The organism is Pyxidicoccus sp. MSG2 (assembly GCF_026626705.1).
GTDB lineage: Bacteria > Myxococcota > Myxococcia > Myxococcales > Myxococcaceae > Myxococcus.
Genome location: NZ_JAPNKC010000001.1, coordinates 4,788,223 through 4,805,211, shown reverse-complemented (window position 1 = coordinate 4,805,211; position 16,989 = coordinate 4,788,223). Strand labels below are relative to the sequence as shown.

General features: G+C 71.4%; 12 protein-coding genes. 6 read left to right on the top strand and 6 right to left on the bottom strand.

The window, feature by feature from the left end:
- Positions 1-126 precede the first annotated feature (126 nt).
- Both OV427_RS18550 and OV427_RS18545 read left to right on the top strand, forming a co-directional pair.
- Positions 127-1,242 carry an AAA family ATPase gene (locus OV427_RS18550; protein WP_324289967.1) on the top strand — a complete coding sequence of 372 codons (1,116 nt, stop codon included), beginning with the start codon at positions 127-129 and terminating at the stop codon, positions 1,240-1,242.
- A complete protein-coding gene (locus OV427_RS18545) occupies positions 1,208-1,876 on the top strand; it encodes a hypothetical protein (RefSeq protein ID WP_267857452.1) in 669 nt (222 codons plus the stop codon). The genes OV427_RS18550 and OV427_RS18545 overlap by 35 nt, the downstream gene beginning before the upstream one ends.
- A gap of 31 nt (positions 1,877-1,907) precedes the next feature.
- Here the strand turns inward: OV427_RS18545 and OV427_RS18540 are convergent, their stop codons facing one another.
- Positions 1,908-2,552, bottom strand: a complete 645-nt coding sequence (locus tag OV427_RS18540; RefSeq protein WP_267857451.1) for a response regulator transcription factor — start codon at positions 2,550-2,552, stop codon at positions 1,908-1,910.
- Between the two features lie 123 nt (positions 2,553-2,675).
- Between OV427_RS18540 and OV427_RS18535 the strand changes: the two genes are divergently transcribed.
- The gene (locus tag OV427_RS18535; protein ID WP_267857450.1) at positions 2,676-3,860 is read left to right on the top strand and encodes a S41 family peptidase; all 1,185 of its coding nucleotides are present in this window, start codon (positions 2,676-2,678) and stop codon (positions 3,858-3,860) included.
- Between the two features lies 1 nt (position 3,861).
- Here the strand turns inward: OV427_RS18535 and OV427_RS18530 are convergent, their stop codons facing one another.
- A complete protein-coding gene (locus tag OV427_RS18530; protein ID WP_267857449.1) occupies positions 3,862-4,230 on the bottom strand; it encodes a hypothetical protein in 369 nt (122 codons plus the stop codon).
- A gap of 215 nt (positions 4,231-4,445) precedes the next feature.
- Here OV427_RS18530 and OV427_RS18525 point away from each other — a divergent pair, with 215 nt between their 5' ends.
- Positions 4,446-5,201: a hypothetical protein gene (locus OV427_RS18525; protein ID WP_267857448.1), complete on the top strand. Its 756-nt coding sequence runs from the start codon at positions 4,446-4,448 to the stop codon at positions 5,199-5,201.
- A 37-nt stretch (positions 5,202-5,238) separates the two neighbouring features.
- Positions 5,239-5,967 (top strand): hypothetical protein, encoded by a 729-nt coding sequence (locus OV427_RS18520; RefSeq protein ID WP_267857447.1) that lies wholly within the window; start codon positions 5,239-5,241, stop codon positions 5,965-5,967.
- Here the strand turns inward: OV427_RS18520 and OV427_RS18515 are convergent.
- From OV427_RS18515 to OV427_RS18505, 3 genes are all read right to left on the bottom strand, one after another.
- Positions 5,930-8,758, bottom strand: a complete 2,829-nt coding sequence (locus tag OV427_RS18515) for a sigma-54-dependent transcriptional regulator (protein WP_267857446.1) — start codon at positions 8,756-8,758, stop codon at positions 5,930-5,932. The genes OV427_RS18520 and OV427_RS18515 overlap by 38 nt on opposite strands.
- 162 nt (positions 8,759-8,920) lie before the next feature.
- Positions 8,921-9,304 (bottom strand): hypothetical protein, encoded by a 384-nt coding sequence (locus OV427_RS18510; protein WP_267857445.1) that lies wholly within the window; start codon positions 9,302-9,304, stop codon positions 8,921-8,923.
- Positions 9,305-9,410: 106 nt separating this feature from the next.
- Positions 9,411-9,854: a DoxX family protein gene (locus tag OV427_RS18505; protein WP_267857444.1), complete on the bottom strand. Its 444-nt coding sequence runs from the start codon at positions 9,852-9,854 to the stop codon at positions 9,411-9,413.
- Positions 9,855-9,949: 95 nt separating this feature from the next.
- Here OV427_RS18505 and OV427_RS18500 point away from each other — a divergent pair, with 95 nt between their 5' ends.
- Positions 9,950-10,843, top strand: coding sequence for a LysR family transcriptional regulator (locus OV427_RS18500; RefSeq protein WP_267857443.1), 894 nt, complete (start codon positions 9,950-9,952; stop codon positions 10,841-10,843).
- 48 nt (positions 10,844-10,891) lie between these two features.
- Here OV427_RS18500 and OV427_RS18495 read toward each other — a convergent pair whose 3' ends face one another.
- Entirely contained in the window at positions 10,892-16,903 is a 6,012-nt protein-coding gene (locus tag OV427_RS18495) for an ELWxxDGT repeat protein (protein WP_267857442.1), read from the bottom strand.
- Positions 16,904-16,989 lie beyond the last annotated feature (86 nt).

The window sequence follows — 16,989 nt, the reverse complement described above, 5'->3', positions numbered from 1 at the left end:
CGGTTGAACGTCCTGACGGGCGACAACGGCCTCGGGAAAAGCTTCCTCCTGGACGTGGCCTGGTGGTCCCTGACCGGAACCTGGCCAGGAATGCCGGCGTGGCCTCGCCGGGGTGCTCGGCGCCGGTTGATTGACTGGACCATCATCGGCAAGAGCGGCCGGGCCGCGGCGAAGGAGAGCCGCTTCGACGCCTCCCGCCAGCTCTGGCCGTGGCCCTCGGGGCGGCCGAACATGCCCGGCCTGACAGTCTATGCCCGCGTCGATGGGAGCTTCTCCGTCTGGGACCCGGCGCGAAACTACTGGCACCGTCAGGCGAAGAGCGAGCCCGAGGCACCGCGCCGGCCGGACGCCTTCCACTTCTCGCCCGATGAACTCTGGGAGGGGCTCCAGTACGAGGGCAAGACGGTCTGCAATGGCCTCGTCCGCGACTGGGTGAGCTGGCAGCTCCAGGACGATGGGACACCCGGCTCCGCCTTCCAGATGCTGACCCGGGCGCTGGCGCAGCTCTCTCCGCGCCATGAGCCCATTCGTCCCGGCAGGCCCATGCGCCTGTCGGTCGAGGATGTTCGGGACTACCCGACCATCGACATGCCCTACGGCAACATCCCCGTCGTGCACGCCTCGGCGGGAATGAAGCGCGTCCTGGGCCTGGCCTATCTCATCGTCTGGACGTGGCACGAGCACGTGCAGGCGTCCGAAATCCTCGGGCAGCCCCGGGACTCACGCTTCGTGCTGCTCGTGGACGAGGTGGAGACGCACCTGCACCCGCTGTGGCAGCGCCGCATCGTCCGCTCGCTCATCGAGGTCGTCGACGGGCTGGCCCAGGAGACCTCCGTCCAGGCCTTGCTGACGACGCACTCGCCCCTGGTGCTCGCATCGCTGGAGCCCTTCTTCGACGAGGCGCGGGACGCGCTCTTCCTCTTCGAGCTTCAGGGGGAGGCCGTGCAGCTCCGGCAGCTTCCCTGGGCGAAGCAGGGAGACGCGAATGACTGGCTGACGTCGGAGATTTTCGGCCTGGAGCAGCCGCGCTCCCTGGAGGCCGAGAGGGCCGTGGAGGCTGCCGAGGCCTTCATGCGGAAGGAGATGCAGGCGTTGCCCGAGGGGCTCTCCTCGATGGAGGAGATTGACGCCGAGCTGCAGCGACTGCTGCCGGAGCAGGACCCGTTCTGGCCGCGGTGGGTCGTCACACGGGAAGGGGGAGGTCGCCGTGGTTCGCTGCATTCCCGCCGACGAGCCCGCTGACTTCGACGCGCAGGTGCGCCGGCCGGGAGCCCGGTGGCTGCGAGAGAATCCGCGCCATCCGGGACGGCCTCCCGCCTTGTGGCGCGCCTTCAATGCGGAGCTCGCGGAGGCCTTCGAGCAGCGCTGTGCCTATACGGCGATGTTCCTCGGCGCACCGGGCACCGCGGACCACTTCGTCTCGCTCGAGGAGGACCGCGGGCAGACCTACGAGTGGAGCAACCTTCGCTATTCGGCGGCGTGGCTCAACAGCCGCAAGCAGGCCCTGAAGTCCTCGCAGTTGCTGGACCCGTTCGAGGTGCGCCAGGGCTGGTTCGAGCTGCTCCTGCCTTCGCTCCAGCTCCAGGTTTCGAGCTTGTGTCCACCGAAGCATCGCAAGCGCGCGGAGGACACGTTGCGGCTGCTCGGGCTGGACCATGACGAGCGGGTCGTCCGCTACCGGCGGCAGTGGCTCCGGGAGTACGAGCAGGGAGAGATTTCCCTGCGCTATCTGGAGCGGAAGGCGCCGCTCGTCGCACAGGCCGTTCGCCGCTGGGAAGAGGAGACGGGGCGCCCGTGGCCCACGGCGAAGGCCGCGCGCTCGAAGGCCTCGAAGCGTGGAAGCGCGGCCCGGACGCGTCGGAAGACGACGCGGTAACGCTTCGGAGTGAAGCGCTACCGGCTGCTGCTCACAGGGTGACGAGCCCCAGCCGGGCGGCGCGGACGACGGCCTCGGTGCGGCGCTGCACGCCGAGCTTGGCGAGCACCGCGTTGACGTGGAACTTGGCCGTGTGCTCGCTGATGGAGAGCCGGTCCGCGATGGCCTTGTTGGACAGCCCTTCCGCCAGCAGGGCGAGCACCTCGCGCTCTCGGGGCGTGAGTGAGTCCGGGCCCGGGGTGTTGGTGGGGGAGGTGGCGGCCCGGGGCGCGGCGCGGACCTCCGAGAGCCCCGGGTCGAACACGGTGAGCCCCCGGGCCACGGCGAGCAGCGCGGCGACGAGCGGCGCGGGGCCCACGTCCCGGAAGAGCAGCCCGCGCGCCCCCGCCGTCAGCGCCACCTCGCCCGCGGCCTCGTCCGCCACCAGGGCGAGCACGGGGGCACCCAGGTCGGGCGGCTCCACGCGGGCGTCGTGCTCCGGGAGGTGCAGGCCGGTGTCCCACAGCACCACGTCCGGGGCCTCGCCGGCCGCGGACTCCAGCTCTGCCTGGGTGCCGGCCGCCACCAGGAGCAACTCGCCTCCCTGGTCGCCCAGCGCGCGGGAGAGCGCACCCCGAGCGAGTGGGTCCTCGGCGACGAGGGCGAGGCGTAGGGGGGCGGTGGCTGCGTCCAGCACGGGACCTCTTCCATAACCAGCACGTCGCGGCTCCGCTCGTGTGGGCGGTGGGGCTGGTAGCCTCAAGACGTCACGGGCGGCGGGCTCGGCGTCCATGAAGAAGTTTGAAGGAGGAGGCACGGGATGAGCGCTTCGCGCACTGTGTTCGGAATCCGTCGGGCCGTCCTGGTGGCCTGCGCACTGCTCGCCACCGGGGCCCCTGCCGCCGCTTCCGGGCCGTACGTGAAGCCCGGCAACGAGGTGGTGGAGTTCGTCCGCACCCGCTTCTTCGACGCGAAGAAGGCCGAGGCCTGGGGCGCGACACACCGGAACTACGGCGCCGCCGCCACGAGCGCGGAGGACTTCGCGAAGCGCACCAACGCGGCCCTCGCCGAATTGGGCGCCTCGCACAGCGTCCTCTACCCGAAGGGCAGCCCGGGCCACACCGCCCTGTCCGCCATCTTCCAGCAGTTCCTCCGCCTCCCCCGCGTCGAATACGCCAGCATCGGCGCCGACCTCGTGGAGCGCCCCGATGGCGTCTTCGTCCGCCATGTCTTCGCCGGAGGCCCCGCCGCTCGCGCCGGTCTCCTCCGCGGCGACCGGCTTCTCTCCGGTGCCTCGTTCGAAGGACGCGCCGGCAGGCCCACGCGCATCTCCGTGGAGCGCACGCGCGGCGCCGCGCCCCTCGCCCTCACCGTCACCCCGCGCACGGTGAACCCCAAGGCCGAGTGGCTGGAAGTCCAACGCGGCAGCTCGCGCGTCATCGAGCACAACGGCCGGCGCGTCGCGTACCAGCACCTCTACTCGTGCGCCGGCACCGAGCACCAGGAAGTGCTCCAGGACGCCCTGACGAGCACCTTCGCGAGCGCCGAGGCGCTGGTCATCGACTTCCGCGACGGCTGGGGCGGCTGCAATCCCGACTTCCTCAACCTCTTCAATCCGCTGGTGCCCCTCTTCACCGACATCAACCGCGAGGGCCAGCGCAACACCCGCTCCACCACGTGGCGCAAGCCGGTGGTGCTGCTCGTCAACGGCAACTCCCGCAGCGGCAAGGAGATGGTTGCCTTCGCCCTCAAGAAGCACAAACGCGCCACGCTCGTGGGCCAGCGCACCGCGGGCGCCGTGCTCGCGGGCGCGCCCCTGTTCCTGTCCAACGGGGACCTGCTCTACCTCGCCGTCATGGACGTGGAGGTGGAGGGCGTGCGCCTGGAGGGCACCGGCGTGGACGTGGACGTCGAGGTCCCGGACGCGCTGCCGTACTCGGAAGGGAAGGACCCGCAGCTCGACAAGGCGCTCGACGTGGCCGCCTCCGCCGCGGGCCGCCGCTGACTCACGCGCCGCGTGCCCGCCACAGCCACAGCACGCCCACGACGAACAGGATTGCCCCGCCAAACAGCGCCCAGCCGATGATGGAGCACCCCGGCGCCGCCTTCGACACGATGGGCAGCTTCTGCGTCTTCAGCTCCTCCACCAGCTCGGCGAGCTTCGCGGAGTCGAAGGCCACCAGCTCCCCGGCGCGGAGCTTGCGGCCCATCGCCTCCAGCTCGCCTCCCGGGAAGTACCGGTCGGTGAGCAGGAGGCTCTTGGCCTGCAACTCCTTGTCCGTACCGTGCGCGGCGGGGTCGAGGCCACAGCGGGCGCACGGCGTGAACGCACCCACCTTCGACTCACCGCAGCGGACACAGACAGCCAGGGTCATGCCCGGAGCGTAACCCGAACCGGCGCGCGTGTGCTCATGGCGCGAGGGGGCTCGCGTCTCGCGGGCGGCTGACCACTTTCCGGTCATTCCATGCGTCACATGACTGCTTCCGGCCGCACGGGGGCACCGCGGCCCACGGGAGGAGTCCCGGCACACGTGCTGCAAAAGCGGGCCGCGTCTCATCCCCGCAGCGCAATCCCCTCAGGAGACCTCACATGGTTGAAAACCCGCTCACCCCTCGCCCGCGTGTCTCGCGCTGGCTGCTCGCTGGCTGGATGGCCACCGCCGCCTTCGCCGGGTACCGCCTCATGCCCACGGCCGACGCGTCGCATACGCACACCGGGTGGGACCAGCGGCACGTCGCCACCATCCACGGGAACAACGGGCCCGCGAGCGGCGGCAGCGGCCCGGGCACGCAGGACGAGGAGTACTGCATCATGTCCGAGACGTCCGCGATGCCCGCCTCCTCCATCGCGCCCTTCATCCAGGAGACGCTGACGCAGCTGTCCTTCGACATCGTCTGGGACGGCTCCGCCGACTGGCGCGTGGACCTGTGGCGCACGCAGAAGTTCTGCAACGAGTACGCGACGGCTGACCGCAACCGCATCGAGCTGGAGTACCGCATCCGCGAGTCCTGGGCCTCGCTGTGCGGCGGCGAGCAGTACGCGTGCGTCACGGCGATGTCCCCCGTGACGGACTCCAGCGGCGCGCACCAGCACTACCTCTACATGAACGCGCACCTGAAGCGGGAGCAGCTCGCCGCGCTCGCCACCACCACGCGCGCTCGCAAGTTCATCAACCATGAGACGGGCCACCTGCTGGGCCTGAGGGACCCGGACTACTACGGGCACTGCATGCACAGCGTGATGCACAACGACCTGTACGCCAGCCTCGGGTGCACGGACCCCGTCTGGTACCCCACCACGTCCGACTTCGTGTCCGTGCGCTCCATCGCGGACCGCACCAACTGATGTCCCCCCACCCCCTTTCGACTTCGAGGAACACCCCATGAAGCGTTTCCCCTTGCGTGAATTGCTCCACGTGGCCGCGATGTCCGGCATGGTGCTCGCGGCGGTCCGCTGCGGCGGCGAGGCTCCGCCCAACGTCCTGGATGGCGACGTCCACTTCACCGACCAGAGCGCGCTGCTGACGACGAACCGCGACGCCCTGCGTCTGTGCGTCCGGGAGGCTCCGTCCCTGAGCGCCCACGGCTCCCGCGTCACCGAGCGACTCGGCGCGAGCCTGAAGGCCGTGGGCGGCCACCCCGACTGGGCCGCGGCGCGCTTCGGCGCGAAGACGCCCACCGTGGAGGCGGGCTGCCCGGGGCCGGAGTTGGCGCTGGAGCGGCTGGAGCCCAAGGAGTCGATTGTCGGCGTGGGCCGCACGACGAAGCCCGGCCGCTTCCGCGCCGTCATCCACGTGCTCGACGAGGAGACGGCGGACCGGGTGCTCGGCGAGCGCAAGGCCGAGCGCGCTGCCTCGGAGTTCCTGCGCGTCGACGACCACATGCTGGTGGAAGTCACGACGGCGCTCGTCGTGCGCGAGTCCTATCTGGACGACCCGGAGTTCACCTCGCGCTGGCTGACGCAGGTGGTGGGGCTCCAGCCGATGGCGGCGGGGTTCCAGCGCGCGTCAGAGGACGGCGCGCTGCCCGGCGTCCTCGGTGACGTGGTGGAGAAGCCCGTCACCGACGTGTCCGTCATGGGCGTGAAGAAGCCGTCTTTCGAGGTGAAGTAGGCGCGGGGAGCGCGTCCGGCTCCCTGCCCGACATGCGGCGCAGCTCCGCGTTGCCCAGCACCAACTGGGTGAGGCGCGAGCGGGAGATGCGCAGCGCGGAGGCGGTGGCGACGATGTTGCCGCCGTTCTCCACCAGGCTCTGGGCGATGCACTGGCGCTGCACCTCCGTGAGGAAGTCTCGCAGCGAGCCGCCGTGCTGGCGGAACAGGCCGGTGAGGTCCGTCCCCCCCGAGGGCACGGGGCGCGGCTCGGCGCACTCCAGGGCCCGCTGGAGCAGCGGCGCGAGCACCGCGGCGCCGATGGACGGAGTGTCCGAGAGGACGTCGGCCGCGCGCACCGTGTTGTGAAGTTCGCGCACGTTGCCGGGCCAGGGGTGGGCGCGCAGGAGGCGCTCCGCCTCGGGTGTGAAGGCGCGGGGCGGGCCTCCTCGCTCCAGTGCGGCCTGCTGGAGGAACCAGGTGGCCAGCAGCAGCACGTCGCCGTCTCGCTCTCGCAGCGGGGGCAGCTCCACCTGGATGCCGTTGAGCCGGAAGAAGAGGTCCTGCCGGAACTCGCCCGCGCGCACCGCCTTCGCGAGATTCCGGTTGGAGGCGGCGACGACGCGCACGTCCACGCGCACCTCCTCGGTGCCACCCACGCGCTGGAAGGCGCGTTCTTGTAGCGCGCGCAGCAGGGCGGCCTGTCCTCTCGGGCTGATGTCGGCGACCTCGTCCAGGAAGAGGGTGCCGCCGTGCGCCTGCTCGAAGCGGCCGCGCTGGCGCGTCATGGCGCCGGTGAAGGCCCCGCGCTCGTGGCCGAAGAGGTCCGACAGCAGCAGCTCGTCGTTGATGGCGGCGCAGTTCACCGCGACGAAGGGCCCCGCCGCGCGGCGGGACACATCATGAATGGCTCGCGCGGCCAGTTCCTTGCCCACGCCCGTCTCGCCGAACAGCAGCACGCTGGCGTCCGAGCCCGCCACGCGTCTGAGCTGCGCCACCACGGCGCGGAAGGCGGGCGAGCCTCCGCGCAGGTACTCCGGCGCGGACACGTCTTCCACGGGTGTCTCACCCAGGAGCGCCTGGAGCTGGGGCCTGTCATACGCGCGCCGGAAGCGGTGCAGGGCTTCCGCCGGGAGCTGCGCGCCGAGCTGCCGCCACTCCTCGCGCGCGGCCTGCTGGGTGCGCTGGCGCTGGGCCTCGCTGCCGCCCTCCCCGGCGAGCTGGAGCGCGAGCAGCCGGGCTCGCAGGGCGAAGTCGTGGGCGCGCAGCCGCTCGGGAGAGGCCTCCGCGCGACGGAGCGCTCGTTTCGCGCGCGCGGCGTCTCCGTTCTCCAGGGCAACGCGGGCATCCAACAGGTGCAGCCTCGCGGGCTCGGTGGAGCGGTTGCGCAGGTAGAGGCCCCGGGCGAGCGCGTCCAACACCTGTGCCGCCTCCCTCGCGCGGCGCAGCGCGAGCAGCGCCTCCACGCGCAGCCAGCCTTCGGGCAGGGTGTGCGGGTCCTCGCGCCCGGCGTCGTCCATCGTGCCCAGACCGTCCAGCGTCTCCAGCGCGGCCTCCCACTCACCGCGCGCGCACCGCACGTGGGCGCGGCCCAGGCCAATGGCCCTCCGTCCCGACGGCGTGTCGGGCGCGAGGGACGTGAGCTCCGCCAGCTTGCGCTCCGCCTCGGCGGTGTCTCCGAGGAAGCAGTCGGCGGCGATGGCCTGCGGGTACGCGCGCAGTTGCTGGAAGGGAATGTCCAGGCCCGGCAGCGCTCGGGTGAGGGCGGCCTGGGCTTCGACGGGACGCCCCTCCTTCGCGTAGGCGAGGCCGAGCCCCAGCAGCGCCACCGCCTCGAAGGGGACGTCCCCGCGCAGCAACTCCAGCGCGGCGAGCCCGAGCTGGATGGCGGCGGTGTTCTGCTCCGCGCGCCGCGCGAGCGTGGCGAAGGCCACCTTGGCCAGGCCCACCATGTCTCCCAGGCCGGCCGCGCGGGCCTGCAGCTCCACGGTGGTGAAGAGGCGGCGCGCGAGCTTCTCGTCGCCCGCGTCCATCGTCACGCGCCCGTCCAGCACCGTCAGCATCAGCCGCGAGAAGGTGTCCTCTGGCGCGGACAGGTGGCGGCACGCCTCGCGCGCATAGGCCACGCCCTCCTCGCGCTGGCCGGTGTCGATGAGGAACTGGAAGTGGGTGGGAGCGAGGAAGTTGTGCGCGTGTGCCACGCGCCCCGCGAGCCCCTCGGGGCCCAGTGCCCAGGCCACCAACGCGCGGCCCGACTCCGGGCGGCCCACCCGCACCAGCACGTGCGCCGCCGTGGACAGCAGCGCGCAGGCCCAGCGTCCCCGCTCGCCCCACGCGTGGAAGTCCCAGGGGGTGGGCAGGGGCGCGTCCAGCGGGGACTCCAGGGCGTGGCGCAGCCCTTCCACCATGCCCGCCGCGCGCCCTTCGGCGTGCGCCAGGTGCCGGAGTCCTTCGCCCAGCGGATCCGCCGCCAGCGTCAGCAGCAGGGTCTCGTCGGGGGAAGCGGCCCACCGGGCGACGCGTGCGCAGGTGGCGCGCACCTCGGAGACCTCCAGTTGGTTGATGGCCATGTCCAGCGTGGCTGGGCCCGCAGGCACCAGCAGGTCGCCGGGGCGCAGCTCGCACAGGCCCTCTTCGCAGGCGAGCTCGGCGCCCTCCTGGAGGCCCTCGCCGAACTCCGTCACCAGCGTGCTCAGGGGAACGGGCCGGGGCAGGGCGCAGGCCACCAACACGGCCAGTCGACGCCTGCGCGCGGCTTCACGCCGCTGGGGGTGCAGCAACGATGCAAGTGTTTCGTTGGGAGAGACGGGCATTTCAAGAAAGACTCGCGCCAACCGCGCTGGGGCGGCAAGGCACCCACCCGGCGGCTGCCGCTGCGGCGCGGCACGGGTTCAGGACGGGGCCACCCCGCCCGGGAGCCGGGGGGCGTGGAAGGAACGTTCATTCCGCGAGGTCGCTGCCCGAAGGGGGCCGCGTCACGCGTCGCCCGCGCGTTCCCGGCGGGAGTCGATGACGACGCGGACCCCGACGGCCAGCGAGGGCAGCAGCGCTCCACCCACGAGCGCACCCAGATGTCTGCCCACGGGCACTCCGGCCCAGGCTTCGCCCACCGTCCAGCCCAGCCACACCCCGCCACCCGCCAGCATGACGAAGAGGCACCCGACGCTCTCATCCGTCCGGGACGCCACCCAGCCCAGGCCCACGCCCGCCGCGAGCGCCACGGCGGCACCCACGGCCGTGGGCACCGGGCCCGCGTCCATGAGCGCCAGCACATTGGGCAGCGACATCGCCGACCAGAGGAACAGGAAGATGCTGCGCGCCCGCACGCCATGGCCACCGAAGCGCGTGGGTTCAGTCATGGGGAGCGGACCTCGTGCCCGGGGAGCGGATGGAAGCGCACCCCGGACAGCGTAGGTGATTTCACCGACCGCCGCCGGCAGACCGGGCCGGCGGCGGCCTTGCGGCTCAGCGAGCGGTCGCTGCCTGGCCCGCCGGAGCCGCTTCGGCCGAGGCAGTAGGCGACACGCGGGCGCGCAGCATCGGCGCGAAGGCCGCGCGGTAGCTCCACGCCAGGTACAGTTCCAGCACGAGGAGGATGATGGGAACCGCGTACGCCGGCGCGAGCAGGAAGTGGAAGCCGGTGATGGTGATGATGATGGGGGCGAGCAGCGTCAGCGCGAGCGGGACGAACCGGTTCGTCAGCAGCGCGATGCCGGCGGTCACCTCGATGACCTTGATGAGCGGGAACACGAAGCCACTCGCCATCAGCCCCTCGATGAACGGAGCTGCCTCCTTGGGATGCGGGGGCTGCGGCAGGAAGTGGAGGAAGAAGTTGAGGCCGAACACGAGGAACACCAGGCCGAGCAGGCTTTGCGCGACGCGCGGGCCCCATTTCGAAACGAGAGACATTGGGAACGCTCCAAGGAAGGTCGCCCCGCACGCTAACGGCCTTTCCCGTTGAGCACTAGTCCACCGCCAGGCAACGTATTATTGCTGTGGGAGCAATGGACCTGAACCGCGTCGCCACCTTCCTCCGCGTCGTCGAGGCCGGCTCCTTCACGGCCGCCGCGACGCACCTCCAGTTGCCCACATCCTCGGTGAGTCGCAGCGTCGCGAAGCTGGAGGAGGACCTGGGCATCGTGCTGCTGGAGCGCACGACGCGGAAGATTGCACTCACCGACGCTGGCCGCGCGTACTACGAGCGCGCCCGCGAGGCCGTCGCCGGGCTCGACGAAGCGAACCTGCTGGCGGGGGAGGCCGCGCGTGAGCCGAGCGGCATGGTGCACGTCGCGGCACCGCCCGAGCTGGGAGGCAAGCTCGCCGTCCTGCTGGGGGAGTTCATCCGCCAGCACCCGAGGATTCACGTCGACGTCGTCACCACGGCCCGCGGCGCGGAGCTCGTCGGAGGCCAGGTGGACATCGCCATCGTCTCCGGGCAGCTCCGGGACTCGGACCTCATCGTCCGGAGGCTCGGGGTGAGCGTGCACCGGCTGTACGCCTCCGCCGCGTACCTCGAGCGGCGCGGGGTGCCCCGAACGGTGGCCGACCTGGCTCGCCACGATGCGGTGCTGTACCGGGGGAGCGGCGGCCACGCGACGTGGGAGCTCGTGGGCCCGCGCGGTCCCGAGAGCATCAAGGTCCAGGGGCCGCTGAGCGGGGACAGCGTGCAGTTCGTCTTCGAGGCCGTCGTGGGGGGCCATGGAATCGGCCTGCTGCCCGAGCAGCTCCTCTCGCGTCTCTCCGCGTCGGCCATGCCCATCGAGCACGTCCTGCCGAAGTTCAGCGCCACGGGCGCGCTGCAGTCGCTCGTGCATGCCTCCCGGCACCTGCCCAAGCGGGTGACGCTGCTGCGCGACTTCCTGTCCCAGCACCTCGTGTCCTGCGAGCGGGCGTGCTAGCGGCCCCTCGGGCCCGCGTGACTCCGTGCCCCGGCGCGCCCGGGGGCCTCAACGCACGAGCGAGCGGGAGCGACGCTGGAGCCAGCCGGCGCTGACCAGCAGCAGGAGCCACAGGCCGGCTCCGCGACCGCCCGAGCTTCCTGCTTCGCAGCCGAAGCCGACCGGCTCCGCGGGAACCGGCACGGAGGCCGGCCGCCGCACCGTCACCTGGAAGGTGCACCCGGCGGTCTGCCCGGCCTCGTCCCGCGCGGTGACTGTCACGGGCGTGGTGCCTCGCGGGAAGGTGCTGCCGGGGGCGTGGCTGTAGGTCAGCTCGGGCGAGCTCGTCACCGCGTCGCTGGCGGAGGCGGTGAAGGTGACAGGCGCGCCCGCATCGTCCTGCGACTTGACGGTCATGTCCGCGGGGCAGGAGAGCACGGGCGCCGTGGTGTCCCGCACGGTGATGGAGAAGGTGCAGGAGGCCGCGTTGTCCGCTTCGTCTCGCGCCGTCACGGTGACGGCCGTCGTCCCGAGCGGGAAGCGGCTGCCCGGAGCATGGCTGGTGGACACCTGGGGGGCGCGGGTGACGGTGTCCAGGGGGCTCGCCAGCTCGAAGGCGACGGGCGTGCCGTCGGCACCCTCGGCCTCCACGGTGAGGTCCGCCGTGCAGCCCACGGAGGGCGGGGTGGTGTCACGCACGGTCAGGGTGAAGTGACACGTCGCCTCGTTGCCCGACGCATCCCGGGCCGTGACGGCCACGTCCGTGGCGCCGAGCGGGAACACCGTGCCCGAGGCCTGGCTGTAGACGAGCTCCGGCGCGGAGGTGGTCGCGTCGGACGCGGTGGCCGGTGCGTACTCCAGGGTGGCGCCCGAGGCGCTGGTGGCCTCGGCGGTGGTGCCCGTGGGGCAGACCAGGGCGGGCGCGGTGGTGTCCTGCACGGTGACGTCGAAGGAGCACGATGCGGCGTTGCCGGCCGCGTCCGTCGCGGTGACGGTGACATGCGTCGTCCCCAGCGCGAACAGCACCCCCGAGGCGCGGCTGTAGCTGAGCGCGGGCGAAGCCGTGACGGCATCCGATGCATGCATGGACGCGTAGCTCACGGTGGCGCCCGACGTGCTGGTGGCCTCGGTGAGGACGTCCGCGGGGCAACTCAACGAGGGCGCGGTGGTGTCCTGCACGGTGACTTCGAACGTGCATGAGGCGGCGTTGCCCGCCGCATCCGTCGCGGTGACGGTGACCGTCGTCACCCCGAGCGGGAACACCGTTCCGGACTCATGGCTGTAACCCACTGTCACGGGAGGGCTGGCCGTATCGGAAGCGGTGGCCGGCGGGTAGCTCACGGTGGCGCCCGAGGCGCTGGTGGCCTCGACGGTGACGCTCGCGGGGCACGACACCTCTGGCTTCGTGGCATCGCGAACGCTGACGTTGAAGGAGCACGAGACCGAGTTGCCGGCCGCGTCCCTCGCGGTGACGGTGACGGCGGTGGTGCCGACCGGGAACAGCGTTCCGCTCGCCTGGCCGTAGGCAACCTGCGGCGAGCCCGTGACGGCGTCGGAAGCAGTCGCGGGCGGGTAGCTCACGGTGGCACCCGAGGCGTTGGTGGCCTCGGCGGTGACGTCCGCGGGACAGCTCAGCGTGGGCGCGGTGGTGTCCTGGACGAGGACGTCGAACTCGCACGAGGCGGCATTGCCAGCCGCATCCGTCGCGGTGACGGTGACGGTCGTCACTCCGAGCGGGAACACCGTTCCGGAAGCCTGGCTGTAGGTGAGCACGGGCGACGCGGTGACGGCATCCGCCGCCGTGGCGGGCGCGTAGCTCACGACGGAGCCCGCTGCACCGGTGGCCTCGGACGGCACCCCGATGGGGCACGTCACGACGGGTGCCGTCTCGTCCCGGACGCTGACGTTGAAGGCGCATGAAGCAGTGTTGCCGGCCGCGTCCTCTGCGATGACGGTGACGCGCGTCATGCCCAGCGAGAACAGTGTCCCGTTCGCCTGGCTGTATGTGAGCGCGGGCGAGGATGTCACTGCATCCGAAGCCGTCGCGGGCGCGTAGCTCACGGTGGCTCCCGAGGCACTGACTGCTTCGGCGATGACGTCCGCCGGGCAGCTCACGGAAGGCGCGGTGGTGTCCCGGACGGTGACGCCGAAGGTGCACGTGGCGGAGTTGCCCGCAGTGTCCGTCGCGGTGACGGTGACGCTCGTCATTCCCATGGGGAACGTCGTCCCGGAGGCGTGGCTGTAGGTGAGCGCGGGCGAAGCCGTCACGGCGTCGGAGGCGGTGGCCGGCGAATAGGGCACGGCTGCACCTGCTGCACCGGTGGCCTCGGTGACGAGGTCCGTGGGACAGCTCAGGGACGGCGCCGTGGTGTCCCGGACGGTGACGCTGAAGGCGCACGAGGAGGTATTGCCGGCCGCATCCCGCGCGGTGACGGTGACGCCCGTCGTCCCCAGGGCGAACACCGTGCCCGAGGCCTGGCTGTAGGTCAGCTCCGGCGAGGCGGTGACGGAGTCCGAAACGGTGGCGGGCGGGTAGCTCACGACGGTGCCCGAGGCATCGGCTGCCTCGGTGATGACGTCCGTGGGGCAGACCAGGACGGGCGCGGTGGTGTCGTGGACCGTCACCGAGAAGGTACACGTGGCGCTGTTGCCCGCCGCGTCCGTGGCCGTCGCGGTGACGAGCGTTTCCCCGATTGGGAACACCGTCCCGGAGTCCTGGCTGTAGCTCAGCGTCACCGGAGGGCTGGCCGTGTCGGAAGCCGTGGCGGGCGGATAGCTGACGAGGCCTCCCGAGGAACGGGTGGCCTCGGCGGTGATGCTGGCCGGACACGTCACGGCCGGCTGCGTGGTGTCGCGCACGGTGACGTTGAAGGAGCACGTGGTGCTGTTCCCGGACGTGTCCGTCGCGGTGACGGTGACGGCGGTGGTGCCGACGGAGAACAGCGTCCCGCTCGCCTGGCTGTAGGTGACCTCCGGCGCCGAGCCGGTGTCAGTCACCTTGGCGGACGGGTAGCTGACGATGGCGCCCGTGCTGTCGGTGGCCTCGGCCGTGACGTCCGCGGGGCACGTCAGCGCGGGCGCGATGGTGTCCTGGACGGTGACGGTGAAGGAGCACGCGCCCTTGTTCCCGGCCGCATCCGTCGCCGTGGCGGTGACGCTCGTCGTCCCCAGGGGAAACACAGTCCCCGATGCCTTGCTGTAGACGAGGGCCGGCCTGCCGGGCGCATTGTCCGTGACGGTGGCCGCTGGATAGCTCACCGTCGCGCCCGTCTTGCTCTGGACCTCCACGGTCACCGAGGACGGGCAGGTGACGGTGGGCGGCGTGGTGTCCGGCGGGATGTCCAGCGTCATGCGCCACAGCTCGAAGCCGGTGGTCCCATCGTTGGCGACGAAGTAGATGTCCTTGCCCTTGCGCGTGAACAGGCGGGGGTTGGAGGAGAGGGCGCCCGGTGCGAGGTCACCGAGCGGCAGCGTCCCCGTTTCGGTGCCGTCCGAAATCCACGGCTCCATGCCGGTGACACCGTCCGAGGCGGCGAACACCACCAGCCCCTCCGGTTCCAGCACCAGCATCGGCTCGTCGGCCATGCTGCCAGTGGGGCCGGGGTTGACGTCCTTCACGGGCCGGGTGCCCGGCAGCGTTCCATCACTCCGCCACAGCTCGATGCCGAGATTCGGGACCTGCGCCTGGAAGAACAGGACCCGGTTCGCCACCGAGAGGTAGCGCGGGTTGAAGCCCCTCGTTCCCGCCGCGTAATTCACCACCTCCTGGGTGCCCGCCTCCGTGCCGTTGCTGCGCCAGAGGCCTCGCACAGTGGCAGTCGGGGCGGCGCTGAAATACAGCAGGTCATCCATCAGGGCGAAGTCGGCCGGCGAGCTGGAGCCCGACGGGTTGATGTCCTTGACGCGGTTCGTCCAGATGCGGGTGCCATCACTCCGCCACAGCTCGACGTCGTTCGAGGTGCCGAGGGAGCCGGCGAAGTAGAAGAAGCCGGGCGTGACGGCGACGGCCCTGTCGAAGTAGGGCACGACGTTCTGCAGGGAGACCGTCCCGGCCGCCGTGCCCGGGGTCTGCCAGAGGGTGGTGCTCGTGCCGTCCGAGGCACCGAAATAGCCCCTGCCCTGGAACTCGACGAAGCCCCCGCTCAGGGAGCCACCTGCGCTCCCCGCCCAGACGTCCTTGAGGAGCTGGGTCCCGCTGGCGGTGCCGTCGCTGATCCACGGCTCGAAGCCTGTCTGCCCGTCGTTCGCGGTGAAGAGAAGCCGGCTGCCCAACTGCGGAAGGACCTTCAGGTCCCGAGGGGAGCTGGAGAGGGCGCCGGGCTGGAGGTCCTTGAGGAGCCGGGTGCCGGCCGGGGTTCCGTTGCTCGTCCACAGCTCCTGGCCGGTGAGGCCGTCGTTGGCGTCGAATACGAGGGCGCCATTCATCGGGACGAAGCGGGTCGGGTTGGAGCTGAAGGCGCCCGTGTAGATGTCCTGGAGGATCCAGGTGCCCGAGGCGTCGGTCACCCAGGGCTCCCGGCCGAGCTCGTCCGCGTCCGCGGTGAAGTAGAGCCTGTCGCCGAGCGCGGTGAGTGCCCGGGGGTCCGAGTGGCCCATCTCGGTGTAGATGTCCCGGGTCGGCATGTAGTCTCTGCCGTCCGTCCACCAGGGCTCCACGCCCCAGCCGAGGCCGTCGGTGGCGAAGAAGACGCGCGTGCCGACGGCGGTCATCCCCTCGGGATTGGAGTCTTCCGGCCCGAAGTTGATGTCCATCACCCGCTGCGTCCCGAAGGGGATGTCCTCACTCCGCCATAGCTCCCGGCCCGTGCTTCCGTCGTTCGCGCTGAAGTAGAGCACGCCGTGGATGTCGGTCAGCTTCTGGGGACCGGAGCCCATCGCGCCCGGCGCGATGTCGGCGACCCGCTGCGTGCCCGCCGCCGTGCCGTCGCTCTTCCAGAGCTCGACGCCGGTGCTGCCGTCGTTCGCGCTGAAGTAGAGCGTGCTGCCCACCGCCACCAACTCCCGTGGCGAGCTGCCACCGGTCCCGGGGGCGATGTCCTTCACCAGCGACGTCGTGCTCCCATCGCTCGTCCACAACTCGGAGCCGACAGAGGCGCCGCCGGAGGTGCCTATCGAGGCGAAGTAGAGCCTCCCGTTCATCGCCGTGAGCGACTGGATTCTGTCGCTCTCGCTCGGGATGTTGGGTCGCGTGGAATGGACAAGCCGGGTGCCACCCGAAGTGCCGTCGCTGGTCCAGAGTGCGCGAAAGGTCGAGAGCTCGAGGCCGACGAAGAAGACGCGGGTGCCCACGGCCACCAGCTCCGAGATGAAACCGTCCTGGGACCCCGAGCCGAGGTCCCTGACGAGAAAGGTGCCGTTGAACGTCCCATCGCTGCGCCACAGCTCCCGGCCGTTGTTCGGCGTGGTGGCGGAGAAGAAGAGCAGGTTGCCCGCGGCGGTGAGGTGCTGGGGCGAGGAGCCGTTGGCGCCCGAGACGATGTCCTTCACGAGCCTCGTTCCCGGGTCGGTGCCATCGCTGCGCCACAGCTCGGGCCCCAGGACGCCATCCGTCGCGGAGAAGTAGAGGATGCCGTTGACGACCTTCAGGCTGCTGGGACTGGAGGAGTCCGAACCGAAGGCGATGTCCTTGACCAGCACGGTGCCGGAGGCCGTGCCGTCGGTCCGCCACAGCTCGCGCCCGGAGCTGCCGTCATCGGCGGTGAAGTAGATGACGCCGCCCATGACGACGAAGTCGCTGGGAGCGGAGCTCTCGGCGCCGGGCCGGAGGTCCTTGAGCAGCTGCGTGCCGGCTTCCGTGCCATCGCTCGTCCACAGCTCGCGCCCGCTGCTGGCTTCCGTGGCGGCGAAGAGGGCCGTGCCGCCCAGGTCCATGAAGCCGGACGGAGCGCTCCCGGGGCGGGTGCTCCAGTAACCCGACCGCAGGTCCGCGACGAGCTCGGGCCCCGTGACTTCGAGCGCGGCGGAGGACGTGCCACGCGGGCCGTCAGGCTTCGGGGCCACGGACTCCGTGCACCCGCCCACCACGGCCAGCGTGACGGCGAGCCAGAGCAGCGGCTGGCGCAGGTTCCCCAGGTGTTCCATGTCCCCCTCGGACGGATGCCGCGCGGGTGCCTTCCCGCCTGAGCGACGGGCGCAATCTACCGCGTGTCGCGTCCGGCACCGTCACC

Excerpts from the sequence above, each read along its gene's own strand:
- OV427_RS18535 (WP_267857450.1), top strand. The coding sequence starts at position 2,676 with ATGAGCGCTTCGCGCACTGTGTTCGGAATCCGTCGGGCCGTCCTGGTG.
- OV427_RS18530 (WP_267857449.1), bottom strand. The coding sequence starts at position 4,230 with ATGACCCTGGCTGTCTGTGTCCGCTGCGGTGAGTCGAAGGTGGGTGCG.
- OV427_RS18525 (WP_267857448.1), top strand. The coding sequence starts at position 4,446 with ATGGTTGAAAACCCGCTCACCCCTCGCCCGCGTGTCTCGCGCTGGCTG.
- OV427_RS18520 (WP_267857447.1), top strand. The coding sequence starts at position 5,239 with ATGAAGCGTTTCCCCTTGCGTGAATTGCTCCACGTGGCCGCGATGTCC.
- OV427_RS18515 (WP_267857446.1), bottom strand. The coding sequence starts at position 8,758 with ATGCCCGTCTCTCCCAACGAAACACTTGCATCGTTGCTGCACCCCCAG.
- OV427_RS18510 (WP_267857445.1), bottom strand. The coding sequence starts at position 9,304 with ATGACTGAACCCACGCGCTTCGGTGGCCATGGCGTGCGGGCGCGCAGC.
- OV427_RS18505 (WP_267857444.1), bottom strand. The coding sequence starts at position 9,854 with ATGTCTCTCGTTTCGAAATGGGGCCCGCGCGTCGCGCAAAGCCTGCTC.
- OV427_RS18500 (WP_267857443.1), top strand. The coding sequence starts at position 9,950 with ATGGACCTGAACCGCGTCGCCACCTTCCTCCGCGTCGTCGAGGCCGGC.
- OV427_RS18495 (WP_267857442.1), bottom strand. The coding sequence starts at position 16,903 with ATGGAACACCTGGGGAACCTGCGCCAGCCGCTGCTCTGGCTCGCCGTC.